This window comes from Humibacter ginsengisoli, assembly GCF_054780095.1.
Window position 1 is genome coordinate 11,574 of record NZ_BAAGWZ010000001.1, and the last position, 22,241, is coordinate 33,814.

18 protein-coding genes are annotated in these 22,241 nt (G+C 64.1%); 13 read left to right on the forward strand and 5 right to left on the reverse strand.

All coding sequences use genetic code 11. The features are described 5' to 3' along the window. Positions 1–28: 28 nt before the first annotated feature. The 7 genes from ACYVI5_RS00060 (at position 29) to ACYVI5_RS00090 (ending at position 7,603) form a co-directional block, all read left to right on the forward strand. On the forward strand, positions 29–1,777 hold the full coding sequence (locus ACYVI5_RS00060) for a GH39 family glycosyl hydrolase (RefSeq protein WP_460578457.1): 1,749 nt from the start codon (positions 29–31) through the stop codon (positions 1,775–1,777). Further along, complete coding sequence (locus tag ACYVI5_RS00065) at positions 1,774–2,628, forward strand: aldo/keto reductase (protein WP_460578458.1); 855 nt, start codon at positions 1,774–1,776, stop codon at positions 2,626–2,628. Before ACYVI5_RS00060 ends, ACYVI5_RS00065 begins: the two co-directional genes overlap by 4 nt. 143 nt (positions 2,629–2,771) lie before the next feature. After that, positions 2,772–3,542, forward strand: coding sequence for an SDR family NAD(P)-dependent oxidoreductase (locus tag ACYVI5_RS00070; RefSeq protein WP_460533195.1), 771 nt, complete (start codon positions 2,772–2,774; stop codon positions 3,540–3,542). A 133-nt stretch (positions 3,543–3,675) separates the two neighbouring features. Further along, positions 3,676–5,430: a dihydroxyacetone kinase family protein gene (locus ACYVI5_RS00075; RefSeq protein WP_460578459.1), complete on the forward strand. Its 1,755-nt coding sequence runs from the start codon at positions 3,676–3,678 to the stop codon at positions 5,428–5,430. Between the two features lie 93 nt (positions 5,431–5,523). Beyond that, positions 5,524–5,982, forward strand: a complete 459-nt coding sequence (locus ACYVI5_RS00080) for an RpiB/LacA/LacB family sugar-phosphate isomerase (RefSeq protein WP_460578460.1) — start codon at positions 5,524–5,526, stop codon at positions 5,980–5,982. Between the two features lies 1 nt (position 5,983). After that, a complete protein-coding gene (locus ACYVI5_RS00085; protein ID WP_460578461.1) occupies positions 5,984–6,754 on the forward strand; it encodes a triose-phosphate isomerase family protein in 771 nt (256 codons plus the stop codon). A gap of 99 nt (positions 6,755–6,853) precedes the next feature. Continuing rightward, positions 6,854–7,603 (forward strand): GolD/DthD family dehydrogenase, encoded by a 750-nt coding sequence (locus tag ACYVI5_RS00090; protein ID WP_460578462.1) that lies wholly within the window; start codon positions 6,854–6,856, stop codon positions 7,601–7,603. A 10-nt stretch (positions 7,604–7,613) separates the two neighbouring features. On the opposite strand, the gene ACYVI5_RS00095 is transcribed toward ACYVI5_RS00090, so the two are convergent. The 4 genes from ACYVI5_RS00095 to ACYVI5_RS00110 all read right to left on the reverse strand — a co-directional run bounded on the left by ACYVI5_RS00095 (position 7,614) and on the right by ACYVI5_RS00110 (position 12,915). Continuing rightward, complete coding sequence (locus ACYVI5_RS00095; RefSeq protein ID WP_460578463.1) at positions 7,614–8,066, reverse strand: GlcG/HbpS family heme-binding protein; 453 nt, start codon at positions 8,064–8,066, stop codon at positions 7,614–7,616. Beyond that, entirely contained in the window at positions 8,063–10,228 is a 2,166-nt protein-coding gene (locus ACYVI5_RS00100; protein WP_460578464.1) for a malate synthase G, read from the reverse strand. The genes ACYVI5_RS00095 and ACYVI5_RS00100 overlap by 4 nt, the downstream gene beginning before the upstream one ends. Further along, positions 10,225–11,595, reverse strand: coding sequence for an FAD-binding oxidoreductase (locus tag ACYVI5_RS00105; RefSeq protein WP_460578465.1), 1,371 nt, complete (start codon positions 11,593–11,595; stop codon positions 10,225–10,227). The genes ACYVI5_RS00100 and ACYVI5_RS00105 overlap by 4 nt, the downstream gene beginning before the upstream one ends. Before the next feature lie 174 nt (positions 11,596–11,769). Then, the gene (locus ACYVI5_RS00110) at positions 11,770–12,915 is read right to left on the reverse strand and encodes an MDR/zinc-dependent alcohol dehydrogenase-like family protein (protein WP_460578466.1); all 1,146 of its coding nucleotides are present in this window, start codon (positions 12,913–12,915) and stop codon (positions 11,770–11,772) included. A gap of 81 nt (positions 12,916–12,996) precedes the next feature. On the opposite strand from ACYVI5_RS00110, the gene ACYVI5_RS00115 reads away from it, so the two are divergent. The 6 genes from ACYVI5_RS00115 (at position 12,997) to ACYVI5_RS00140 (ending at position 20,812) form a co-directional block, all read left to right on the forward strand. Then, positions 12,997–14,088 carry a mandelate racemase/muconate lactonizing enzyme family protein gene (locus tag ACYVI5_RS00115; protein ID WP_460578467.1) on the forward strand — a complete coding sequence of 364 codons (1,092 nt, stop codon included), beginning with the start codon at positions 12,997–12,999 and terminating at the stop codon, positions 14,086–14,088. A gap of 93 nt (positions 14,089–14,181) precedes the next feature. Continuing rightward, the gene (locus ACYVI5_RS00120; protein ID WP_460578468.1) at positions 14,182–16,722 is read left to right on the forward strand and encodes a serine/threonine-protein kinase; all 2,541 of its coding nucleotides are present in this window, start codon (positions 14,182–14,184) and stop codon (positions 16,720–16,722) included. Between the two features lie 213 nt (positions 16,723–16,935). Further along, entirely contained in the window at positions 16,936–18,090 is a 1,155-nt protein-coding gene (locus ACYVI5_RS00125) for an ABC transporter substrate-binding protein (protein ID WP_460578469.1), read from the forward strand. An 80-nt stretch (positions 18,091–18,170) separates the two neighbouring features. Then, positions 18,171–19,088: a carbohydrate ABC transporter permease gene (locus ACYVI5_RS00130; protein ID WP_460578470.1), complete on the forward strand. Its 918-nt coding sequence runs from the start codon at positions 18,171–18,173 to the stop codon at positions 19,086–19,088. Further along, positions 19,085–19,909, forward strand: a complete 825-nt coding sequence (locus ACYVI5_RS00135; protein ID WP_460578471.1) for a carbohydrate ABC transporter permease — start codon at positions 19,085–19,087, stop codon at positions 19,907–19,909. The genes ACYVI5_RS00130 and ACYVI5_RS00135 overlap by 4 nt, the downstream gene beginning before the upstream one ends. 105 nt (positions 19,910–20,014) lie before the next feature. Continuing rightward, a complete protein-coding gene (locus tag ACYVI5_RS00140; protein ID WP_460578472.1) occupies positions 20,015–20,812 on the forward strand; it encodes an IclR family transcriptional regulator in 798 nt (265 codons plus the stop codon). Between the two features lie 235 nt (positions 20,813–21,047). On the opposite strand, the gene ACYVI5_RS00145 is transcribed toward ACYVI5_RS00140, so the two are convergent. Continuing rightward, on the reverse strand, positions 21,048–22,241 hold the full coding sequence (locus tag ACYVI5_RS00145) for an ROK family protein (protein WP_460578473.1): 1,194 nt from the start codon (positions 22,239–22,241) through the stop codon (positions 21,048–21,050).

Consider the following 22,241-nt stretch of genomic DNA (forward strand, 5'->3'; position numbering starts at 1 on the left):
CCAACCATCCATCAACGAAAGGATCGGCGTGATCACCGAGACCGCCACGCTCCGCGACAAGAATCCCGGTATGGAATCGACCGCGCTCTTCCCGGATGCGGCACCCCACGACCCGAACGCGACGCACGTGCGCGCCGCAACGATCGAGGTGGATGCCGCCGCTCCCGGCCAGCGCATCGAGCCCATCTGGGCGAGCCTCGGATACGACGAGATCAACTGGACATACACCGCCACCGGTCGCGAACTGCTGGAGACCATCGGAAAGACCTCAGCGACGCCGTTCCATGTTCGCCCGCACTACGTGTTCGTGAGCGGCACCGGATTCGGCCTTCCGCACCAGGGGAGCGGGAACGTCTACCACGAGCGTGACGGCGTGCCGTTCTATGACTTCACGATCGTGGATCAGGCGTACGACGCCATCGTGAACGCCGGACACCACGTGCTTGTCGAACTCGGCTTCACTCCCCGTGACCTCGTTCCGGACCGCGCATACGAGGAGTACCCGCTTATCGACAGCCCGACCGTGTACAGCGCGTACGAGGCCGGGCACTGGAGCTTTCCTCCGAAGGACTATGCGAAGTGGGGCGCCCTTGTTGCCGCGCTCGCGCAGCACTGCGTTGAACGCTACGGCGAGGAGGAGGTCTCGGAGTGGCTCTGGGAGCTGTGGAACGAGCCGGACATCTACTACTGGCGCGGGACCCGCCAAGAGTTCAACGAGCTTTACGCGACGACGGCTCGTGCGGTGCGCAGCGTGCTGCCGAGCGCCTCGGTCGGCGGTCCCACCGTCACAGGCGGTCCGAACGGCGCCGGCTTCCTCAGGCAGTTCCTGCAGTTCGCCGCCGACGAGAACCTGCCGCTTGACTTCGTCTCGTTCCACACCAAGGGATCTCGGTTCGTGCCTTGGCGCACCTATGGGCCGACCGGTGCTGAGGCTCCCGAGAAGCAGTCCCCGCAGACCACCAAGATGCTCTACGAGATCCGCAGGCTGCTCCGCGTGATGGCGGAGTTCCCGCAGTTCGCGAAGCTGCCGGCGATCGTCGACGAGTGCGACGCCGGCGTGCCGGCTCATTGGGGTGTCTACGACAACTCGAACTTCCGCTTCCAGAACACCGAGTACTACCCCGTGTTCCAGGCCAACCTGATCAAGAAGATCCTCGACGTGAACGCGCTCGAGGAAGCTCAGGTGCGTGAGGCCACGACCTGGAGCTTCTACTTCGAGGGCGAGCGGATGTTCGAAGGCACCCGTTCCTTCGCGACGGCGAACGGAGTGGAGAAGCCGCTGCTCAACGCCTACCGCATGTTCGGGAAGCTCGGTACCACTCGCATCCCGGCCGTCTCGGACAGCACCTGGAAGGTCTCGGAGCTCGACGCCATCGCTCCAGCGTTGCCGCCGGAGGAAGTCGACGCCCTCGCCACCCGGACGGATGACGGGGACCTCGCGATCCTCGTCTACCGCCGCACGGACGACCAATACAGCGTTGACGACACAGCGGCCGAGGTCGCGGTGAAGCTGAACGGCTTAAGGTCTGGTTCATACACGCTGGAGCACTACCGCATCGACGAGCAGCACAGCAACGCGCACACCGTGTGGCGGCAGCTGGGTAGCCCGCAGCTGCCGACAACGGAGGAGATCGAGATCATGCACAGCAAGATGGGTCTTGAAGAGTACGAGCCGACGCACAAGATCGAGGCGACCGGGGGAACGAGCGAGATCGCTCTGAGCCTTCCGCTGCACTCCGTCTCGCTGCTCGTGCTCAAGCGGTCGGCAGCCTCGTGAGCGCCATCTCCGGCCGTACGTCGCCGTCGGTGCAACTCAGCGACGGTATCGCGATTCCGCAACTCGGGTTCGGCGTGTTCCAGATCTCTCCAGATGAGGTCCAGGCCCGCGTCGAAGAGGCGTTGGAGGCGGGATATCGCCACATCGACACGGCAGCCGCGTACAACAACGAGCAGGGTGTCGGCCGCGCGCTCGCCGCGTCCGGCCTGTCCAGGGACGATGTCTTCATCACCACCAAGCTGCGGAATGGCGAACAGGGGCGGGCATCCGCAGGCGACGCGCTGCGAAGCAGCCTGGACCGCCTCGGTCTCGACCACGTGGATCTCTACCTCATCCATTGGCCGTCACCGGCGAGAGATGCCTACGTCGACAGCTGGCGTGCCTTGATCGAGGCCAAGGATGCCGGACTCGTGACGGCGATCGGCGTGTCCAACTTCCTGCCGCATCATCTGGATCGCATCATCGCCGAGACCGGGGTGACTCCGGTTGTCGATCAGATCGAGTTGCATCCGTATTTCAGCCAGCCCGAATTGACCCGCGTTCTCAACGATCGCGGGGTGGCAGTGGAGGCCTACAGCCCCATCGGGCAGGGCAGGGACCTCGCCGACCCGGTGATCGCTGAGATCGGGGCGACGGTCGACCGGTCGCCGGCGCAGGTCATCCTGCGCTGGCATTTGCAGCACGGATACATCGCCATTCCGAAGACGTCGTCGCGTGCCCGGATGATCGCCAATCTCGACATCGTCGGGTTTGAGTTGAGCGACGAGGACATGCGCCGCATCGATGCTCTCGACACCGGAGAGCGCATCGGGGGAGACCCGGACACCTTCGAGATCAGCCAGATCCGATAGCCCGCCCAGGGGAAGGCGATCGGTGTCGGCTCCGGTCCTTGTTCGACCGGTCTATGCCCTGATCTCTCCCGTCGCTTTCGATCTGCGGCACGCACCGCGAGTTCAAGCACCACACATCAGTATTTGGAAAGGAACACCCGTTCATGACTCCTCGGTTTCCGCAGGCGCGCACCGCAATACTCACGGGGGCGGCTTCACCCAGAGGTATCGGCCAGGCGACAGCGAACTACCTCGCCGAGCGCGGATGGAACATCGGGGTGGTCGATCTCGATGACTCGGAGTCCAAGGCTGTTGCCCAGAGCATCGCCGAGCGATACGGGGTAAAGGCCGTCGGCGTCGGTGCCGACGTCGCCGATGAGGCCGCGGTCGACGTGGCGTTCGACACGCTCGAGGCCGAGCTTCCACAGCTCGTCGCACTGGTCAACCTGGCAGGCATCTCCTCACCGGACGCCTACCTCGAGGTCAGTTCCGAGGAGTGGGATCGGGTCATCCGTATCAACCTCACGGGAGTGCATCACGTGACTCGCCGCGCAGCGCAGACGATGGTCAAGAACGAGCTCGGGCGGATTGTGAGCCTCTCCTCGGTGTCGGCACAGCGGGGCGGCGGCACGTACAGCAAGGCGGCGTACTCGGCGGCGAAGGCCGGTGTCATCGGCCTCACCCGTGCGGCGGCACGTGAGCTGGGCCAGTACGGCGTCACGGTCAACGCGATCGCGCCCGGTCCGATCAACACCGACATCATGGGCGGGCCGCTGACCGAGGAACGCAAAGCGAGGATGGCTACGGACGGAGTGCTGAACAGGATCGGTGAGCCGCTCGACGTGGCGGCGGCGGTGTCCTATCTCATCAGCGAAGACGCTGGCTTCGTGACCGGTCACACTCTCAATGTCGACGGAGGCCTCTATATGCACTGAGCTCACTGCGGGCACGGACCGCGGCGGCCCCGAGGGCCGCACTATGTAATGAGCGGTGGTATCGCGAAAGCGGTGTCATTCCAGTAGACCTGGGTCGGACCCGCGCCTCTGCAATTCGGAATGGAAGTATCAGATGACGAGACTGTGGAACGACCCGGCCGACTTTGCCGACGAGATGCTCGACGGCTTCGTGCGGGCGAACGGGCGCTGGGTTCGCAAGGTCACCGGCGGCGTCTCGCGATCGACCAGATCGGCCGACGCGGAGGTCGCCGTGGTTATCGGTGGCGGATCCGGACACTACCCGGCGTTCGGCGGTCTGGTCGGGCCAGGGCTGGCGCACGGCGCTGCCATGGGCAACCTGTTCGCGTCGCCCTCGGCTCGCCAGGTGGAGGGCGTCATCCGCGCCAGCGAACAAGGCCGCGGCGTGCTGCTCAGCTACGGCAACTACGCCGGCGACGTGCTGCACTTCACTGCTGCTCAGGAGGCGGTGAAGTCCACGGGGATCGACTGCCGCACGGTCACCGTGACCGATGACATCTTCAGTGCTCCGCCAGACGAGAAGAACAAGCGTCGCGGCATCGCAGGCGATCTCACCGTTTTCAAGACGGCCGGCGGCGCAGCGGCATCCGGATACGATCTCGACGACGTTGAACGCGTGGCGCGTCTCGCCAACGAGCGCACGCGTTCGATGGGCGTTGCGTTCACCGGCTGCACACTGCCAGGAGCCGAAGAGCCGTTGTTCACCGTCCCGGAAGGTCGCATGGCGATCGGGCTGGGCATCCATGGCGAGCCCGGGATCGATGAGACCGGCATCCCCAGCGCAGACGGGCTCGCCGAGTTGTTCGCGAGTCGCCTCCTCGATCCCGCCGAGGTTCCGGAGGGAGTCCAGGTCGAGGGTGCTCGCGTCGTCCCGATCCTCAACGGATTGGGATCCGTGAAGAACGAAGAGTTGTACGTCGTGTTCGACCGGCTCGCCGTCCTTCTGGAGGATGCCGGAGTCGTGATCGTCGACCCACAGGTCGGGGAGTTCTGCACGAGCTTCGACATGGCAGGCGCCTCGCTGACGCTCTTCTGGCTCGACGAGGAACTCGAACACCTGTGGAGCGCGCCGGCGGACACGCCGGCGTTCCGCACCGGAGCTGTCGACACCGCAGGCATGACGATCGTCCCCACCTGCGATGACGATGACGTTGACGACGAAGTCGTCGAAGAGATCCCGGAAGCCGGAACTGAGTCCAAGGAGGCCGCGGCTCGGGTGATAGCTCTCCTCGCGGCCGTGCGGGATGTGATCGATGAGAACGCCGACGAACTCGGGCGCATCGACGCAGTCGCCGGTGACGGAGACCACGGCATCGGCATGCAACGCGGTGCCCGGGCGGCCGTCGACGCGGCGACGCGGGTGGCCGACGCGGGGGCGGGTAGCGGCAAGGTGCTCACCGTGGCCGCGAACGCCTGGTCGGATCGAGCGGGGGGCACCTCTGGAGCCCTGTGGGGAATCATCCTCACGGCCCTAGGCGGCAGCGTCGGAGACGAGGATGCGCCGAATGCGCGGTCCGTGTCAGCGGGAGTGAGCGCCGCCAAGCAGGCTGTCATGGAATTCGGCAAAGCTGGGGTAGGAGACAAGACGATCGTCGACGCGCTCGTACCGTTCGCTGACACGCTCGCCTCGCACGTCGAGGCCGGCGAAGGATTCGTCGACGCCTGGAGCGCGGCAGCGTCGGAGGCGACACGAGCGGCAGACGCTACGGCCGACCTGCTGCCCCTCATCGGTCGGGCGCGGTCGCATGGTGAGAAGGCACTGGGGGTCCGAGATCCGGGTGCAGTCTCGATGGCGTTGATCGCCAACAGGGTGAGCGAGGTTTTGACGTCGTGGCGATCTGACAGTTGAATCGCCGCGCCCGCCCGGCCGAAAGCTGCGCGGATCGCAGGGTCGAGAACAAGGACGGGTCTTCGGCTCGTCGACATGGAGAAGGAGAATCGCATGCGTGCGTGGCGCGTGGTCGTCGGATCGGACGACGCTGGTTTCGACTACAAGGAAGCGATCAAGAAGGACCTGCGGAGCAATCCGCTCGTCGAATCCGTGACGGACGTCGGTGTGGACGCGGACGGCCACACGAACTATCCCACCATGGCGACGACTGCTGCGGAGATGGTGGCCCGGGGTGAGGCGGACCGGGCCGTGCTCATCTGCGGTACGGGACTGGGGGTGGCGATCGCGGCGAACAAGGTGAAGGGCATCAGGGCGGTGACCGCCCACGACAGCTACTCCGTCGAGCGCTCGGTGCTCTCCAACGACGCGCAGGTGCTCTGCATGGGGCAGCGCGTGGTCGGTTTGGAACTCGCCCGACGTAATGTGCGCGAGTGGCTCACGTACGAGTTCGACGCGAACAGCGCATCCAACGAGAAGGTGCAGGAGATCTGCCGCTACGAAGGCGACTGACGTGCCGACCGGCAGCGCTCGCCCACAGCTGGTGGCGGTGAGCCTGAAGATGTACTTCGGCCACGCCCGAACAGTGCAGTGGAGTCTGGAGGTGGCGGCACTAGCGGCCAGGCATCCCGCGGTTGCCGGCGGCCGGGTGGAGCTTCTCGTGCTGCCGACGTTCCTCTCCATCCCGGCAACAGTGCAGATCTTCGACGGTCTTGTCGGTGTCGGCGCTCAGAACCTCAGTGAGCACGATTCGGGCGCTTTCACCGGCGAGGTGAGTGGCGCGGAGCTGGCAGAGCTCGGCGCGGTGGCCGTCGAAGTGGGCCACGCGGAAAGGCGTACATTGTTCGGTGAGACCGATGCCGTCGTGCGCGCGAAGACCGCTGCCGCGCTGCGTCATGGACTCACACCCGTGCTGTGCGTTGGAGAGAAGCTGCAAGGCGATCCCGAAGCGGCCGCGCAGGAGTGCATTCGCCAGTTCGACGACGCGTTGCAGGACAGCCGAGCGCTGGGCCTGCCCGGGCGCATCGTGGTCGCGTACGAGCCGTATTGGGCCATCGGCGCCGCCACTGCCGCGCCGATCCATCACATCCGCGCCGTCTGCGGCCCCTTGCGCGACCACGTGCGCGCGAGCCGAGGTGCGACGTCGCAGGTCATCTACGGCGGAAGCGCCGGCCCCGGCTTGCTCGCCCGTTTGAACGGCAGCGTCGACGGACTGTTCCTCGGTCGGTTCGCGCACGACCCCGCGGCAGTCGGGTCGGTGTTGGACGAGGTGATCGCCCCGTGAATGCGCCCGAACTGCGATGCTCGTTCCCGTACGGCTCGACGTCGACAACCGCCGAGAGCCGTAGGCGCCGCCCCTGCAGATCATGAGGATTGACGAGACATGACGATGAATCAGACACCCAGGCGGGACATCGCCATCATTACCGGTGCGGCCAGCGGCATCGGATATGAGGTGGCCTCGTACTTCGCCGCACGAGGATCTCGGGTGATCGGCGTCGATCTGAGCGATGCCGTCGTCGATCTCATGTCTGCTCTTCCCGGCGACGGGCACCTCGGCATCGTGCGCGACCTCACCGAACCGGCGGCAGCCCAAGCGGTCATCATCGAAGCGATCGAGTTCGCCGGGACGCCGACGATTCTGGTGAACTCCGCCGGAATCGCGCTCCTCGACAAGGCCGTCGACGTGCCGCCGAACCGGTGGCAGGCGACGCTCGACGTCAATCTGAGCGCGAGCTTCTACATGGCTCAGGCCGCGGGAAGAGTCATGCTCGAGGCCGGTTACGGCCGGATCATCAATCTCGCGTCTCAGGCGGGGGTGATCGGCCTCGACGAGCACGCGGCCTATGCCGCCAGCAAGGCGGCGATCATCGGGCTCACGCGCGTCTTGTCGAAGGAGTGGGCGCCCTTGGGGGTCACCGTCAACGCGATCTCCCCAACCGTCGTCGAGACGCCGCTCGGCAAAGCCGCATGGGCGGGGGAGAAGGGCGAACGAGCGAAGGCGGAGATTCCGGTAGGGAGATTCGCCCAGCCGGGAGAGATCGCCTCGCTGATCGGATACCTCGCCAGTGAGGATGCGGCCATGATCACGGGCACCAACGTGCTCATCGATGGTGGCCGCACCAGCGTCTAAAGGCCCGGGCCTACTCCACTACGGGGTCCGCCCCAATGGCGGCGAGTACGCGTTGTGCAATCTGCGCGTCCTGTTCCGGTGGTCCGCCCGCGATCCCGAGACCGCCGATGTGATTACCGTCGAATACGAGAGGCACTCCGCCGAGGATGTTGGTGAGTGTAGTTCCGGTTCCGAGTGGCAGGGAGGTCGCGAGCTCGCTGTTCATCCAGCCGGTTGGGCGCCGTGTGGATGCGGACGTTTGGGCTTTGCGACGGCTGGTTTCCGTGCTGTGGGGTGTTGTGCCATCGGCGCGCGCGAACGCGACCAGATTCATGGTTGGATCGACGATCGTAGCCGCGATGGACAGTCCGGCGGCGGCGCCTTCGGCGATCGCGGTCTCGAGTATGCATAGGGCGAGCTCGTGGCTGACTGAGGTGGTCTCGACATAACGGCGCACGCGAGCGATGTCTCGGGGCGTGTTCATCGGCTCTGGTTCCGTGCTTTCGCTTCTCGTCTGCGGCGATGCAGGATCGGTTCCGTGTAGCCGTTTGGCTGATCGAGTCCGTCGAAGATGAGGTCGCATGCCGCTCGGAAGGCGATGCTTCCTTCAGCCGAGAGCGGATGGTACTGGGAATCGTGCACGTTCTGCCGGTCAACGATGGCCGCCATTCGAACAAGCGAGTCGCGTACTTGCGCTTCTGAAACGATGCGGTGATGCAGCCAGTTCGTCAATAGCTGGCTGGAAATGCGTAGTGTTGCCCGGTCTTCCATGAGTCCGATGTCGTGTATGTCGGGGACCTTCGAGCAGCCGATGCCCTGGTCGATCCAGCGCACAACATAACCGAGAAGGGATTGCACGTTGTTGTCGACTTCTTCGGCCCGGTCGGCTTCGCTCCATTCGGCGGGGGTGCCGATCGGTACTATCAGGAGCTGGTCAAGGTCGCTACGCCGGTTGCCGGCGAGTTCCTGCTGTCGTCCGCGCACGTCGACGCGGGCGTAGTGGAGGGCGTGCAGTGTCGCGGCGGTGGGCGATGGGACCCATGCTGTGGTGGCGCCCGCCTCGGGGTGTGCGATTTTCTCCTCGAGCATTGCCGCCATGCGATCCGGCATCGTCCACATTCCTTTGCCGATTTGTGCGTGCCCCGGCAGGTGCGCCTCGAGACCGATGTCGACGTTCTGGCCCTCGTAGGCAAGGATCCACGGCTGTCGCCGTAACGCGGCTTTGCGCACGACAGGACCTGCTTGCATCGAGGTATGGATTTCATCACCGGAGCGGTCGAGGAAGCCCGTGTTGATGAAGAAGAGTCGGTCCTGCGCCTCGGCGATGCACGCCTTGAGGTTCACGGACGTGCGCCGCTCCTCGTCCATGAGGCCCAGTTTGATCGTCCTCGGAGGTAGTTTGAGGAGGCGTTCCACGCGGCTGAAGAGCTGTACGGTAAGGGCGACCTCGGCAGGGCCGTGAAGCTTCGGCTTGACGATGTAGATCGAGTGGTGTTTGCCGTTGGGCTTCGGAGCGTGGATGTCGATGCTGGGCAGTCCGCACAGTGTCGTGATGATCGCGTCGAGGGTGCCCTCGCCGATCTCCTGTCCTTCTGCGTCGAGGATTGCGTCTGTCGTCATGAGGTGTCCGACGTTTCGGACGAGCAACAGCGAGCGGCCGGGGAGGACGAGGGGGGCGCCGTCGATACCGATGTAACGGCGGTCGTCGGCAAGCTGCCGTGTGATCCACGTGCCGTTCTTGTGGAATTGGGCTTGAAGGTCACCTCGGTTGAGTCCGAGCCAGTTGCGGTACGCGGCGACTTTGTCGTCGGCGTCCACGACGGCGACGGAGTCTTCGAAGTCGATGATGGTCGTAAGTGCCGCCTCCACGAGCACGTCGCTGATACAGGCTCGGTCGGCGGCTCCGACTGGGGAGGCCGAGTCGAATTGCAGCTCCCAATGGATACCGTGTCGTTGCAGCAATACCGCTTCGGGATGGTCGGGGTTTCCTCGCCAGCCGCGGAACCCGGCGGGGTCAGCGAGCGAGGTGGAGCCTGAGGCGGTCGATACGAGCAGTAGCCCGCTCTTGACGATGTACCGATTGGCGTCGGAGTGCGATCCCTCCAGGAGTGGAAAGAACTCGTCGAGCAGTCCCCGTACTGCGCTGATTACCTGGTCGCCGCGCTCGCGGTCGTACCCCCCTGGGCGAGCCGAACCGGGTAAGACATCCGTTCCGTAGAACGCGTCGTAGAGCGAACCCCAGCGCGCGTTTGCTGCATTGAGGGCGTAGCGGGCGTTGGTGATCGGTACGACCAATTGGGGGCCGGCGAGTTCGGCGATCTCGGGGTCGACACCGCTGGTGGTCACGGTGACGTTCTCCGGCTCGGGTAGGAGGTAGCCGATGCGTTCGAGATGCTGGCGATATTCCGATTGGTCCCAGCCTGTCCGGTGCGCGCTATGCCATGCGTCGAGGTCAGCCTGCAGTCGGTTGCGTTCGTTGAGAAGCGCCCGGTTGATCGGCATCAGGTCGCTGGCGATGTCTGCGACGCCGTTCCAGAAGTCGTGCGGATCGATGTCGGTGTGGGGGAGTACCTCGGAATTCATGAAGTCGTACAGGCTGCGCGCCACCTGCAGCCCGCTAGTGTGGACGCGGTCCGTATGGCTCATGTGAAGGTCTCCTCGAATATGGCGCCTGGGTTGAGAATGAAGTCGGGGTCGAGGGCAGTCTTGATACGGCGTCCTACCTCGAGGACGTCGGGCCCGATCTGCTCAACGAGCCATGGTCGTTTGAGGCGGCCGACGCCGTGTTCGCCCGTGATCGTGCCGCCGAGGGTGATGGCGAGCGTCATGATCTCGCCATAAGCGCGCTCGGCGCGTTCCTCCAATTCCGCATCGGAGGGGTCGTAGACCACGAGGGGGTGGGTGTTCCCGTCTCCTGCGTGCGCGATCAGTGCTACCTCCACCTCGTTGAGGGCGGCGATCCTTTCAACGCCATCGATGAGCTCGGTGAAGCGCGGTATGGGCACGCCGACGTCTTCGAGAAGTAGTCGCCCGCGCGCTTCAATCGCAGGGATGGCAGCTCGCCTGGCTGCGGCCAGGGCGTCGCCTTCTTCCGCTGTGGTCTCGTATACCGAGATGGGGTTGTGGCGCATACATATGGAGCGAATCGTTTCAAGCTCGGGCGCTCCAGCTTGCTGCTCGTCGGTGCCGGCGAGAACGAGTGCGGCCGCGGCGCGATTGAGTCCTAGATCCCTCAGATCCTCAACCGCGTTGATCGCGAGGTTGTCCATGTACTCGAGCATGCTGGGCCGAACGGTGGCCGCCAGCTCGGCGACCGCTCCTGCCGCGTCTGCCGTGTTACGGAACCATGCGGCCACTCGGCGTTGTGGCGGAAGTGCGGGAAGGAGTCTTAGCGTCACCTCGGTGATCACGCCGAGAGTTCCCTCGCTTCCGACGAAGAGCTTGAGCAGCGAGAGCCCTGCGACATCCTTCACGAGGGAACGACCGATCCGCAGGACGCGACCGTCGGCGAGCACCACCTGCAGGCCGAGGACATAGTCGACTGTCACTCCGTATTTGACGCAGCATAGACCGCCCGCGTTGGTGGCGATATTGCCGCCGATTGAACAGATTTCGGACGATGCGGGGTCCGGCGGGTACCAGAGCCCTTTCTCCGCGACAGCGTCTTTGAGCTCGGCGTTGAGCACGCCCGGCTGAGTCGTTACCGTACGCGTCGCCGCGTCGACTGTCAGATCTCGCATCCGTTCCGTCGTCAGCACGATCCCACCCTCGACGGCGGTTGCTCCGCCCGAAAGACCGGTTCCTGCGCCGCGGGGAACCACGGAAACGTGGTGCTCTGCCGCCCACCTCATGGTCAATTGCACCTCGGCGGTCGTCCGCGGCCGGACAACGGCGATCGGGGTGCCGGCATCCTTGGCCTGCGCGCGATCGCGACGGTACTGCTCGACGGCCGTGGGGCCTGTCAGCACGGTGCCAGGCGGCAGCGCGCAGACCAGGGCGGACAGAAATCCCATCGACACTTCCGATCGTTCCGCATTACGAAACGGTTGTTTCGTTTACCGATATTCGGAGGGTAGCAATGAGCGAGCGGTGGCGTCAATCGAGCGGGTCGGATCGGGCGCGGTGCACCAATTGCACAGGTTCTGAGGGCTTCTTGCGCGCGAGTCCAGGTCCGAAACTGCGGGCGTTCAGGACCTCATCTGAATGATGGCCCGGCCAACGATCTCGCCTCGAGCGAGTGCCCCGAAAGCGCGGCCTGCATCCGCCAACTCGAACCGTTCGGTCACCATCGAGCTCGTGTCGAAGAATCCAGTTGAAGTGAGTTCGGCCACCCTCGGCAGGTCTTTTCGCGTGCGGCCGCCGTACGAGCCGATGATGGAGTGTCCGCGTCGGACCAACGGTGTGATCTCCACGGGCGCGCTCTCTGCACCGCGTGCGATCCCGATCGCGACCATGCGTCCGCCGTCGCCGAGCATGTGTGTGGCCTGTTGGAATGTGGCCGATCGACCGAGTGCTTCGAACGCCACATCTACTCCGCCTGTCAGACGGACGACCTCCGCGACGGGATCCGATTCGGTCGCGTCCACGAGGTCCGTCGCGCCCAGGCTGGCGGCGCGGTTGAGCTTGTCTGCGGAGATGTCCACAGCGACAACTCTCCCGGCGCCGGCCGCTATCGCCATGCGGATGACGGCGCCACCGATGCCGCCGGCCCCTATCACTGCGACCGTGTCCCCTTCGGACACTGAGCCTGCGCGGAAGACCGCGCTGTAAGAGGTGAGGCCAGCACAGCCGAGAAGGCACACGGAGGCGAGATCGATGCCAGCCGGAGCCGGAGCGAGCGCGGTCACCGGCACCACGCAGTACTCTGCCAGTCCGCCCATTGAGTACATCGCGAGGAATGATCCATCCGGCATCGCAACGCGGCTTCGTCCGTTGTAAAGCGTGCCGCGCAGCCGGTTCTGGGAGAAGAACGCCAGACACAAGTCGTCGCGTCCGCGTTGACATTGACGGCATGCGCCGCACGGCATGATGAAGGCGGCGATGACTGAATCGCCCACCGTCATCTCCGACTCGGTGCCCTCGCCGAACGCAACGATCGTGCCGCTCACCTCGTGTCCGAGGACGGCTGGGCGCGGGAAGGTGACGTCTCCCTTGATGACGTGAAGATCGGTGTGGCACACCCCGCATGCTTCGACCCGCAGGAGGGCTTCTCCGGGCTCTGGGCTCGGCACGGCGATCTGACAGATGGCGAGTTCTGCCGCGTCCTTCTCGAGGATGGCGGCGCGCATCCTCATCGGGATCGACAATGTCGCATTACGGAATTCGGAGTCCATAATCCGCTACGGTAGGTGCCACGCGCAGGGCCGTCAAGGCGCGATCGTATAGCGCGCGATCACGACGAAGAGGAGTCGAAGATGCGAATCACCACGATCGAAACATTGCAGAGAGGACCACTTGCAGTGGTCCGCGTCGGCACCGACGAGGGCGCAGTCGGGATAGGCCAAGCGGCACCATACGAGGCGGAGACGACGGTGCATGTCCTGCACGATCTCGTGGCCCCGTTCTTCCTCGGCCGAGACGTATGGGACGCAGAAGCCCTTGTCGATGAGTACCTGCGGGCAACGTATAAGTTCCCGAGCAGTTTCCTCCTGCGCGCGGTGGGAGGCATTGAAACGGCACTCTGGGACATCATGGCTCGTGCGGCGGGGGAGCCGGTGTGGCGTCTCCTCGGCGGTGCCGCACGAACGTCGGTCCCCGTTTACGCCTCGAGCATGATCCGTACCATCAGCCCCGACGAGGAGGCCGAGCGGATCGCAGCCCTCGCGGATGAGTACGGCTTCCGTGCCGCGAAGATCCGAGTTGGCGACGCAATGGGGCGTGACCGTGACGCGTCTCCGGGCCGCACCGAAAGCATCATTCCTCGCATGCGTGAGGTCCTCGGAAACGACTTCCGGCTGAGTGCCGACGCGAATGGCGGTTACACGGCCGCAGAGGCGATCCGCGTTGGCCGCTTGCTCGAACAGCACGGCTATGCACATTTCGAGGAACCTTGCCCGTTCCCAATGCTTAGTGAGACCGCTGCCGTTACAGCTGCGCTCGATATCGCCGTCTCCGGCGGGGAACAGGACACCTCTCTCCCGCAGTTCCACCGCATGGTGTCCGAACGCGTCGTCGACATCATCCAGCCGGATGTCGGCTACATCGGCGGCGTATCGCGAGCCCGGAAGGTCGCTGTCCTGGCGGAGATGGCGGGGATCCCATGTACGCCGCATTGCGCGAACTCCTCGCTCCTCCAGGTCTTCAGCCTCCACCTTGCTATTGCCATGCCGGCGTGCATTCAACCGCAGGAGTGGAGCATCGAGACCACCTCTTGGACCCAAGGCGTCTTCAGCCCACTTCCAGCCGTCGTGGGTGGCGAAGTTGTCGCCCCGCAAGCAGCTGGCTGGGGAGTCGAACTCGAATCGGAGTACATCCGAACCGCATCGCGACGGATATCGACGATTTAAGAACAAAATCGTTGACCCCTACGGGTTGGCGGACTAACGTGACCTTTCATCGGAACTTACATTCCGCAAAGCGGAATCTGCGAAGGGGCTGGAATGGGCAACGTTGTGCACATCGAGATCGACCCGGATGTGGCCGCTGCAGACCCGGTTCCTTGGGCACTGTCACGTCTGGAGCAGGTCACCGAGCACGTCGATCACCCTTTCCGGGTTCGAGTTGAACTCGCGGAGGTGGACAGTGAGGATCCGGAGTCGTTCCGACTTGGCCGAGATGATTCCGGACCCTTCGTCAGCGCTCCCGCTCTGCGCGGACTGGCCTACGGGATCACCGAGCTGGCGGATCGGCTCCAGCTGAACGGGGGAGCGGATGTCGTCGATACGAGTGAGACCCATTCACCTGCGACCCCGGTGCGCGGTGTGTTGCGATCATTCTCCAGCGATGTACTTGATCTCGGCTGGTTCCGCGACCCCGGATTCTGGGCCGGCTACCTAGACGAGCTTGCCGCACAGCGGATCAACCGCGTGCAGCTCGCATTCGGCATGCAGTACAACTTCTCGCACGACGTCGACGTAGTCGACAACTACCTGTGTTTCGCCTATCCGTTCCTTCTCGACCTGCCTGGGTGGAACGTGCGGGCCACCGGCGTGGATGAAGCCGATCGGCAGCTGAACCTGAGCGCGCTCCGCTTCGCGAGCGATGAGGCGCGGCGCCGCGGTATCTCCTTCCGGCTCGGCCTGTGGAATCATGCCGTCCGTCCTGAGCTCGGGGAGAGCCCGCGGCTTCGCTACCCGATAGTGGGGCTCCATGACGATCAGGTGGCCGAGTACTCGGCCCAGGCGTTGAAGGCGCTTCTGGAGGAGTGCCCGTCGATCGAGGGCGTCACGTTTCGCGTCCATTATGAGGGTGGGGTGCCCGAGCGCGATCATGGAGTGTTCTGGTCCCACGTCATGGCGGCGATCCGAGAGGTCGATCGTCCCGTCGAGATCGACATGCACTCCAAGGGGGTGGATGCCGAGTTGCTCGAGGCGGCGCGCAGTGCTGGCGCTCGTACGAGCCTTTCTCCCAAGTACTGGGCCGAGCATCAAGGTCTCCCTTACCACCAGGCGCGGGTACGCGACCTCGAACGGGCGCGGCCCGCGAACGGTGACCCGCTGGCCGGTGTGACCCAGAACACCCGGCGCTTCACCCGTTACGGCTATGGAGATTTCCTCGCCGTGGACCGGAAGCAGGATGTCATCTTCAGGGTCTGGCCGGGCACTCAGCGATTCCTGCTGTGGGCCGATCCGGCCATTTTCGCTGGGTACGGGCGGTGGAGCACCATCGGGGGAGCCCTAGGCGCCGAGCTGTGTGAGCCTCTGACGTTCCGTGGCCGCAAGGGCACCGGCGAGGGCCCGCGGGACCTATACGCGGATCCTGAACTGCATCGTCCGGCGGATCGAGATTGGGAGAAGTACCGGTACGCCTACCGGCTGTGGGGTCGCCTGCTGTATGAGCCAGACGGCGACCCGGAGCAGTGGCGACGCTACCTCCGACGCGAATACGGCGCTGCTGCGGCGAAGGTCGAGGAGGCGCTCAGCGCGGCGGGACGCATCCTTCCCCTCGTCACCGTCGCCTTCGGCATCAGCGCGTCGAACAACTTCTACTGGCCAGAGGGCTACACGAACCTACCTCTGTTCCACGACGAGAAGACGGGCCCGTACGACTTCGACACCCCCACTCCATACACGTGGACCGCGGCGAGCCCGTTCGACCCCGAGGCGTTCGAGACAACGGAGGCTTTTGTGTCCGGCATGCTCGCCGGCGAGGCTTCCGAACGGTACACTCCGGTCGACACGGCCGCAGCGCTCGACGGGCTCGTCAAGCGTACCGAGGCCGCTGTCGCCGCCGCTGAGGGCGAGCCTCAGACGCCGCTCCTGCGCGAGGCGCTCGTAGACGCGCGGATCCTCGCCGGTCTTGGTCGAATGTTCGCCGAGCGTATCCGCGCGGGCGTGGATGTCGCGATCTTCGAGCACACGTCAGAACCCGCGCAACTGGACCGGGCGCTGGTGGCGTTGCGTCGATCTCGTGAGGCGCTCGCGGCGGTCGTGGAGGTAGCTGCTCCGGTCTATGTCGACGACCTGGCGTTCGGAGACCGCCCGACGGAGCGGGGCAGCTGGCGCGAGCGCCTAGCGCAGTTGGACTCGGAGCTCGAGGAGGTCGCCGAGAGGCGGTCGACGCTCGGCACTGCAGACTCGGCGCGGATGATCGATCTGCCGGCGCCTCGCAGCAGGGGGGCCGTCGGCGTCGAGGCTGTGACGCTGACCGAGTACGACCCTGGCACCGGAATCCCGATCGAGGTCGCCCACCTTGCACCGTTCTCGCGTGCGCGTGTGCATTACCGGGCTCTCGACCAGTCTGCGACCTGGGATGTCGTCGAGGCGCGTGCAGACGAGTCGGGAACTATGCACACGGTGATCCCTGCGGCGGCGACGCGTTCGCGTTTCCCACTCATGTGGTACCTGACCGTCGAGCTCGGGCACGGCCCGCTCCGGTACCCGGATCTTGGCGATGACCTCTGCGGACAGCCCTATTTCGTTCTGTCTCAGGCCGGCACGGAGGAATGTCGAACGCGAGAGGCGCCGCCGGCCCAGTCCTGAATCCCGATATCGCACGAACGCCAAGAGAAGGAGTCAATGAAGATGTTCAACTCACCCCAACGATCACCGCGCGCGCGGCGAGTGCTAACCGTCGTGGCGGGTGCGGCGCTTGCTGTCGCTACACTCGCTGCGTGCTCGGCCACCAGCACGCCGGGATCGGGCTCGAGCACTGCTGCGGCGTCGAAGCTCTCCGGCACGCTTACCGTCAGCTTCTTGTCCGGACAGGCCTACATCAACGATGCGATAGCCGGATTCAAGAAGGAGAACCCGGGCGTCACAATCCGCACCACGCAGGCCGTCTCTAACACCTATCAGCCCCAGATCCGAGCGCAACTCGACGCCAAGCACGGCCCGGACATCATGTTCGTCTGGGGTGGATCGGGCAACGCGATGGCGACGAAGACGCTTGCTCAGGCCGACGAGCTCACTGACCTGAGCAGCAGTCCCTGGGTCAAGCGGACCGGGACGACGGCCAACAGCCTGGTCAGTTACAACGGGAAGGTCTACGCGCTCAACAGCTACCAGAACCCGACGGGTGTCGAATACAACGTCGACCTGATGAAGAAGCTCAAGGTCTCACCCCCGACGACCTTCTCCCAGATGCTCGACTTCTGTAAGACCGTCAGCGGAAAGGGAGTGATCCCGATCGCTATCGGCGCACAGACCGGCTATCTCTCGATCGTCGTGCCCTCGGAGTTGGCGAACACGCTGGTCTACTCGAAGGACCCCAACTTCGCCAAGGAACTGGCCAGCGGCAAGGTGAAGTGGAGCACATCGAAGCTGTGGAAGGATTCCCTGACCAAGGCGCTCGAGGAGTACCAGCAGATGCAGAAGGCGAACTGCTTCCCGACCAACGCGACCGGATACTCCGACACGGCTGCTGATCAGCTTGTCGCCTCGGGCAAGGCGCTCGGTGTCGACATCATTGCTTCGAATCTGCCGACGTTGCAGCAGGATGCGCCGTCGATGAAGTTTGATATGTACTCGCTGCCTGCCACGCAGAACGCGTCCGACACTGTCCTCACGCTCGACAACGGTGCAGCATGGGCCGTCGCCAAGACCAGTTCGAACCAGAAGGCGGCTGTCGCATTCGTGAACTACATGGGTGAGCCGGATCAGATGGCCGCGGCCTCCAAGGCGAACTTCGGTGTTCCGTACACGCCGACGTCGAGTACGAAGGTGCCCGCGGAGATGAAGGGCATCCAGAAGCAGTACCTGTCCGGGAAGACGGCGCTGTGGGAGAACGGATTCTGGCCGGGATACCAAGGCAAGCAGACCTTCATCGCGGAGTGTCAGAACCTGCTTGTCGGAAAGCAGACCGTGCAGGGCGTCGTCGACGCCCTTCAAAAGGTCCTTGCCGGGGCCTGATTCGGGACAGCTCTTCTCACATGGAGGTCTCCGACCCGAGCACGGGCTGGAGACCTCCATCGACACCCTTCGGGAGCACTATGAGTACCGAAACAGCCGTCCGCCGGCAAGCAGCGACAACGAAGCGACGACGGCACAGCCACGCAGTGACGGTATCGTTCTGGTTCGCCGTTCCGTGCCTTGTCTTCTTCGTGGCCATGGTCGCCTACCCAACCGTCCAGGGCGTGCTATATGCGTTTACGGACTGGAGCGGGCTGGGCAGCGCCATCCACTTCAATGGCATCGACAACTTCGTGGGCCTGTTCAAAGATCCACAGACCACTGGAGCCCTGGTCAACACCCTGGTAATGGCGGCCGCGATCACCATCGCCCAGAACGTCATTGGCCTTGCGCTCGCGCTCGGGGTCAATACGCGGATCAAAAGCCGCAATCTCCTTCGAACCCTGTTGTTCGCTCCCGTCGTCATGACGCCGATCATTGTGGGGTACCTATGGCAGTTCCTGTATGTGCCGTCCGGTCCCATCGCCTCGCTGGCTGGAGCGCTTGGGTTCTCGAATCTCAACGTGCTTGGCAACCCGTCCACGGCCATCTGGGGGGTGGTCTCCGTCGTGGTCTGGCAGTATGCCGGCTACTCCATGGTGATCTTTCTCGCCGGGATGCAGAACATCCCTGAAGAGATCACCGAAGCGGCGGCGATCGACGGTGCTGGAGCGTTCCAGCGGTTCATCTACGTAACCTGGCCACTGCTCCGCACACCAACCGCGATCAACCTCACCCTGTCGCTGATCACCTCTCTGAAACTGTTCGACCAGGTCGTCGCCACCACGCAAGGCGGCCCGGGGTACTCCACGCAAACCCTCTCGACCTTGCTCTATAACGAGGCGTTTCTCTACAACCGCTACGGCTACGGCATCGCGCTCGGCCTCATCGTGTTCATTCTGATCGCAATCGTGGCGTTCGCTCAGATGCGCCTGTTCCGGGATCGGAGCCAGTCATGAAGCGCTACACCTGGCGTACCTTCATCGTCGAGATCGTGATGGTAGCGGCCGCACTGATCTTCGTCTTCCCGCTCTGGATGCTGATCTCGGTGGGTTTCAGATCCGCCCCGGAGGTCGTGGCGAACCCTCTTGGTGCCCCGACCAGCCTTTATCTGGACAACTTCGTACAGGCATGGCAGACAGGCGGCCTGGGGCCGGCATTCATCAACAGCATCCTGATCACGGCGACGACCGTCACCATCCTCGTCATCGTCGGCGCAAGTGCCAGCTACTACTTCGCTCGCGCCCTCGGCAAGGCGAGCAATCGATGGTATTTGTTCGTCATCGCCGGCATGATGGTGCCCTTCCAGATCGGCGTGCTACCCCTGTACCGACTGTTCACGCAGGTGGGCCTGGCCGGCAATCCGCTGTCAGTGATCCTGCTGAACGCCGGCGTACAGTTACCGATCACCGTGATCCTCTACACCGGCTTCATGCGGCAGCTCCCTGCCGAATACGAAGAAGCCGCTCGCGTAGACGGGGCTAGCTCCTTCCAGGTATTCCTTCGAGTTGTCGCTCCCCTTCTCTTACCTGTCACCGGTACCGTCATCATCCTCGATGGAATCGCGATCTGGAACGAATTCTTCACCCCGCTCCTCTACCTCGGTGGCACGCCCAACGTGACAGTACCGGTGCAGATCTACGGGTTCGTCGGCGAGTACACCGCAGACTGGGGGAAAATCTTCGCTGGCCTTCTGATGGCGAGTCTGCCTGTGCTGATCGTGTTCTTCATCTTCCAGCGGTACATGATCCGCAGCTTCGGCAGCGGGCTCAAAGGGTGATCACCGGCAGGTACGAGGTACTTGGAGTGGACTCGCCAGGATCGGCGGCCGCTAAGGTAAGGAGGAAGTGGTTGGGCTGCTCGACGCCTGTTGGAGGTACCCGGGGTGACGGACGCGAACACTGTCCGGAACACCGACTCGGATGACGACTTTCGAGCGAATCGAAGCGGTGGAGTTCAATCCGTCGAGCGAGCGTTTGAGATCTTGGAATTGATCGCTTCCTCCGATGGGGAGACGACGCTCAAAGCCATATCGGCCGCGAGCGGAATGCCTCCGCCGACCATCCACCGCCTGCTCCGGACTCTGGTCGGGCTCGGGTACGTCAACCAAAGCGCCAACCGGAGCTATCTCTTGGCGCCGCGGTTGATCAGTCTCGGCGAGAAGGCACATACCCAATTGGGGATGGTCGCGCGGCCGGAGTTGTCGCGATTGGTTGAAGTGCTCGGAGAAAGCGCGAACATGGCTGTTCTCGACGCTGACATGATCGTCTATGTCGCTCAGGTCCCTTCGAGGCACTCGATGCGAATGTTCACCGAGGTCGGCAGGCGGGTACATCCACACAACACCGGAGTGGGCAAGGCGATCCTCGCGAGCCTGCCAGAATCACGCGTCAGGGAAATCATCGATCGATCCGGCATGCCAGCAAGCACCCCTAAGAGCATCTCGACGATGCGGGACTTACTCGTCGAACTCGAATTGACGCGTGCACGCGGGTTCGCGATGGATGACGGTGAACAGGAAGTCGGCGTGCGATGTTTCGCCGTCGTCGTGCCTGAGGCGCCGGTCCCCGCGGCGATCTCGATATCTGGGCCGGAAGGACGCATTGATGAGCAATTCCGTGAACGCGCAGTTCCACTGATTCAAACGGCGGCCAAACGCGTAAGCGACGCTCTCGGAAGCTGAGCGCGCCGCGACCGGTCGGCCCAAATGCCGAGAATGTCGCGTTCCCCGTTCATGGTCACCCCGGTCGCAGAATCGATCATGTCGATGACATCACTCATCGCCCTTCCGCTCACTCAGGCCTCACCAGATCCACCGCTAATCAGACAGTTCCACAACCCCCGAGTCTGTACGAGCGCTATTCAGGGCCTGCGCATGAGCGTCACTTTCATCAGCAGCCGCAGCCGCTTACGCCGCTTCAGTCGGCGGGTGAGGCGGGGGCGACAGTGATCGCCTCGCGCAGCGCGGCGACCGCAGCTCCGCGTGCCCAGTCGACGAAGGTGTGCCGTCGCACGACCAGGCGGCAGTTCGCGGCGGCGCCGAATGCATGTGCGGCGAATTCCTCGCGGAAACGGCGTTCGTAGAGGTCGTATTCCATGACGCCTTCACCCGCAATCACGACCACCTCGGGGCCGAACAGGTTCACCGCGGTAGCCACGGCGGTGCCGATGGCCGTGCCGGCACGCTCGAACGCATCGACCGCGATCGGGTCGGCCTCGTGAGCGAGGCGCACAGCGTCGGCCAGGGTGAGGTCCGGGTCATCGTGCCCGCGACGGACCGCGTCACGAATGGCGTTCGACGATGCGACCGCTTCGACGCATCCGCGACGGCCGCATACGCACACGGCGTCAGACGACGCCAAGGGGAGATGTCCGATCTCGCCGGATACGCCGTGCGCCCCAACGACGACGTCATCGTTCACGTATATCCCGCAGCCGATGCCTGCACCGATCGTCACAATGGCGAAGGACTCGGCGTTCGTGCCCACACCGAACCAGTGCTCCGACTTTGCCAGCGCATGGACGTCGTTCTCCACTGTGATGGGGAGCCCGAGCCGGTCTGCGAGCCGACTGCCGAGGGGCACGTGGCTCCAGCCAAGCAATGGTGAGTGGCGAACGATACCCGAAGTCGTGTCGACATCGCCAGAAACCGAGACGCCAACACCCGTAAGGCTGGCAGCGAGATCACCAAGCTGATCGATCAAGCTCTCGACCGACTTGACGATTGCCGCAACGGTGCTGTCGGGGTCATGGTTCTTGAGCCGTCTGCGGGTCGACCCGAGCACCTCGTTCCCAAGGCTCATGGTGACCGCGAAGATCTCGTCGACGTTGACCTTGACTCCGATGGCGATCATGGATCGCGGCACAACGCTCAAGGGGCGTACGGGGCGGCCCGGAAAAGAGTGTTCCGCGTGTTCGCCAACCGTCACGTAGCCGGCTTCGATGAGCGGACGGACCGTCTTCGTGACTTTCGCTTGCGAAAGTCCGGTGAGTCGCCCGATGTCGAGCCTGCTGACGGGGCCGTGCGTGATGATCCGAGTGAAGATCTCGGCTGACGTCGCAGTACCCAGGAAGGGTCGGCGTGCGACGTGTTCGGAGATGGTTGCGCTCAT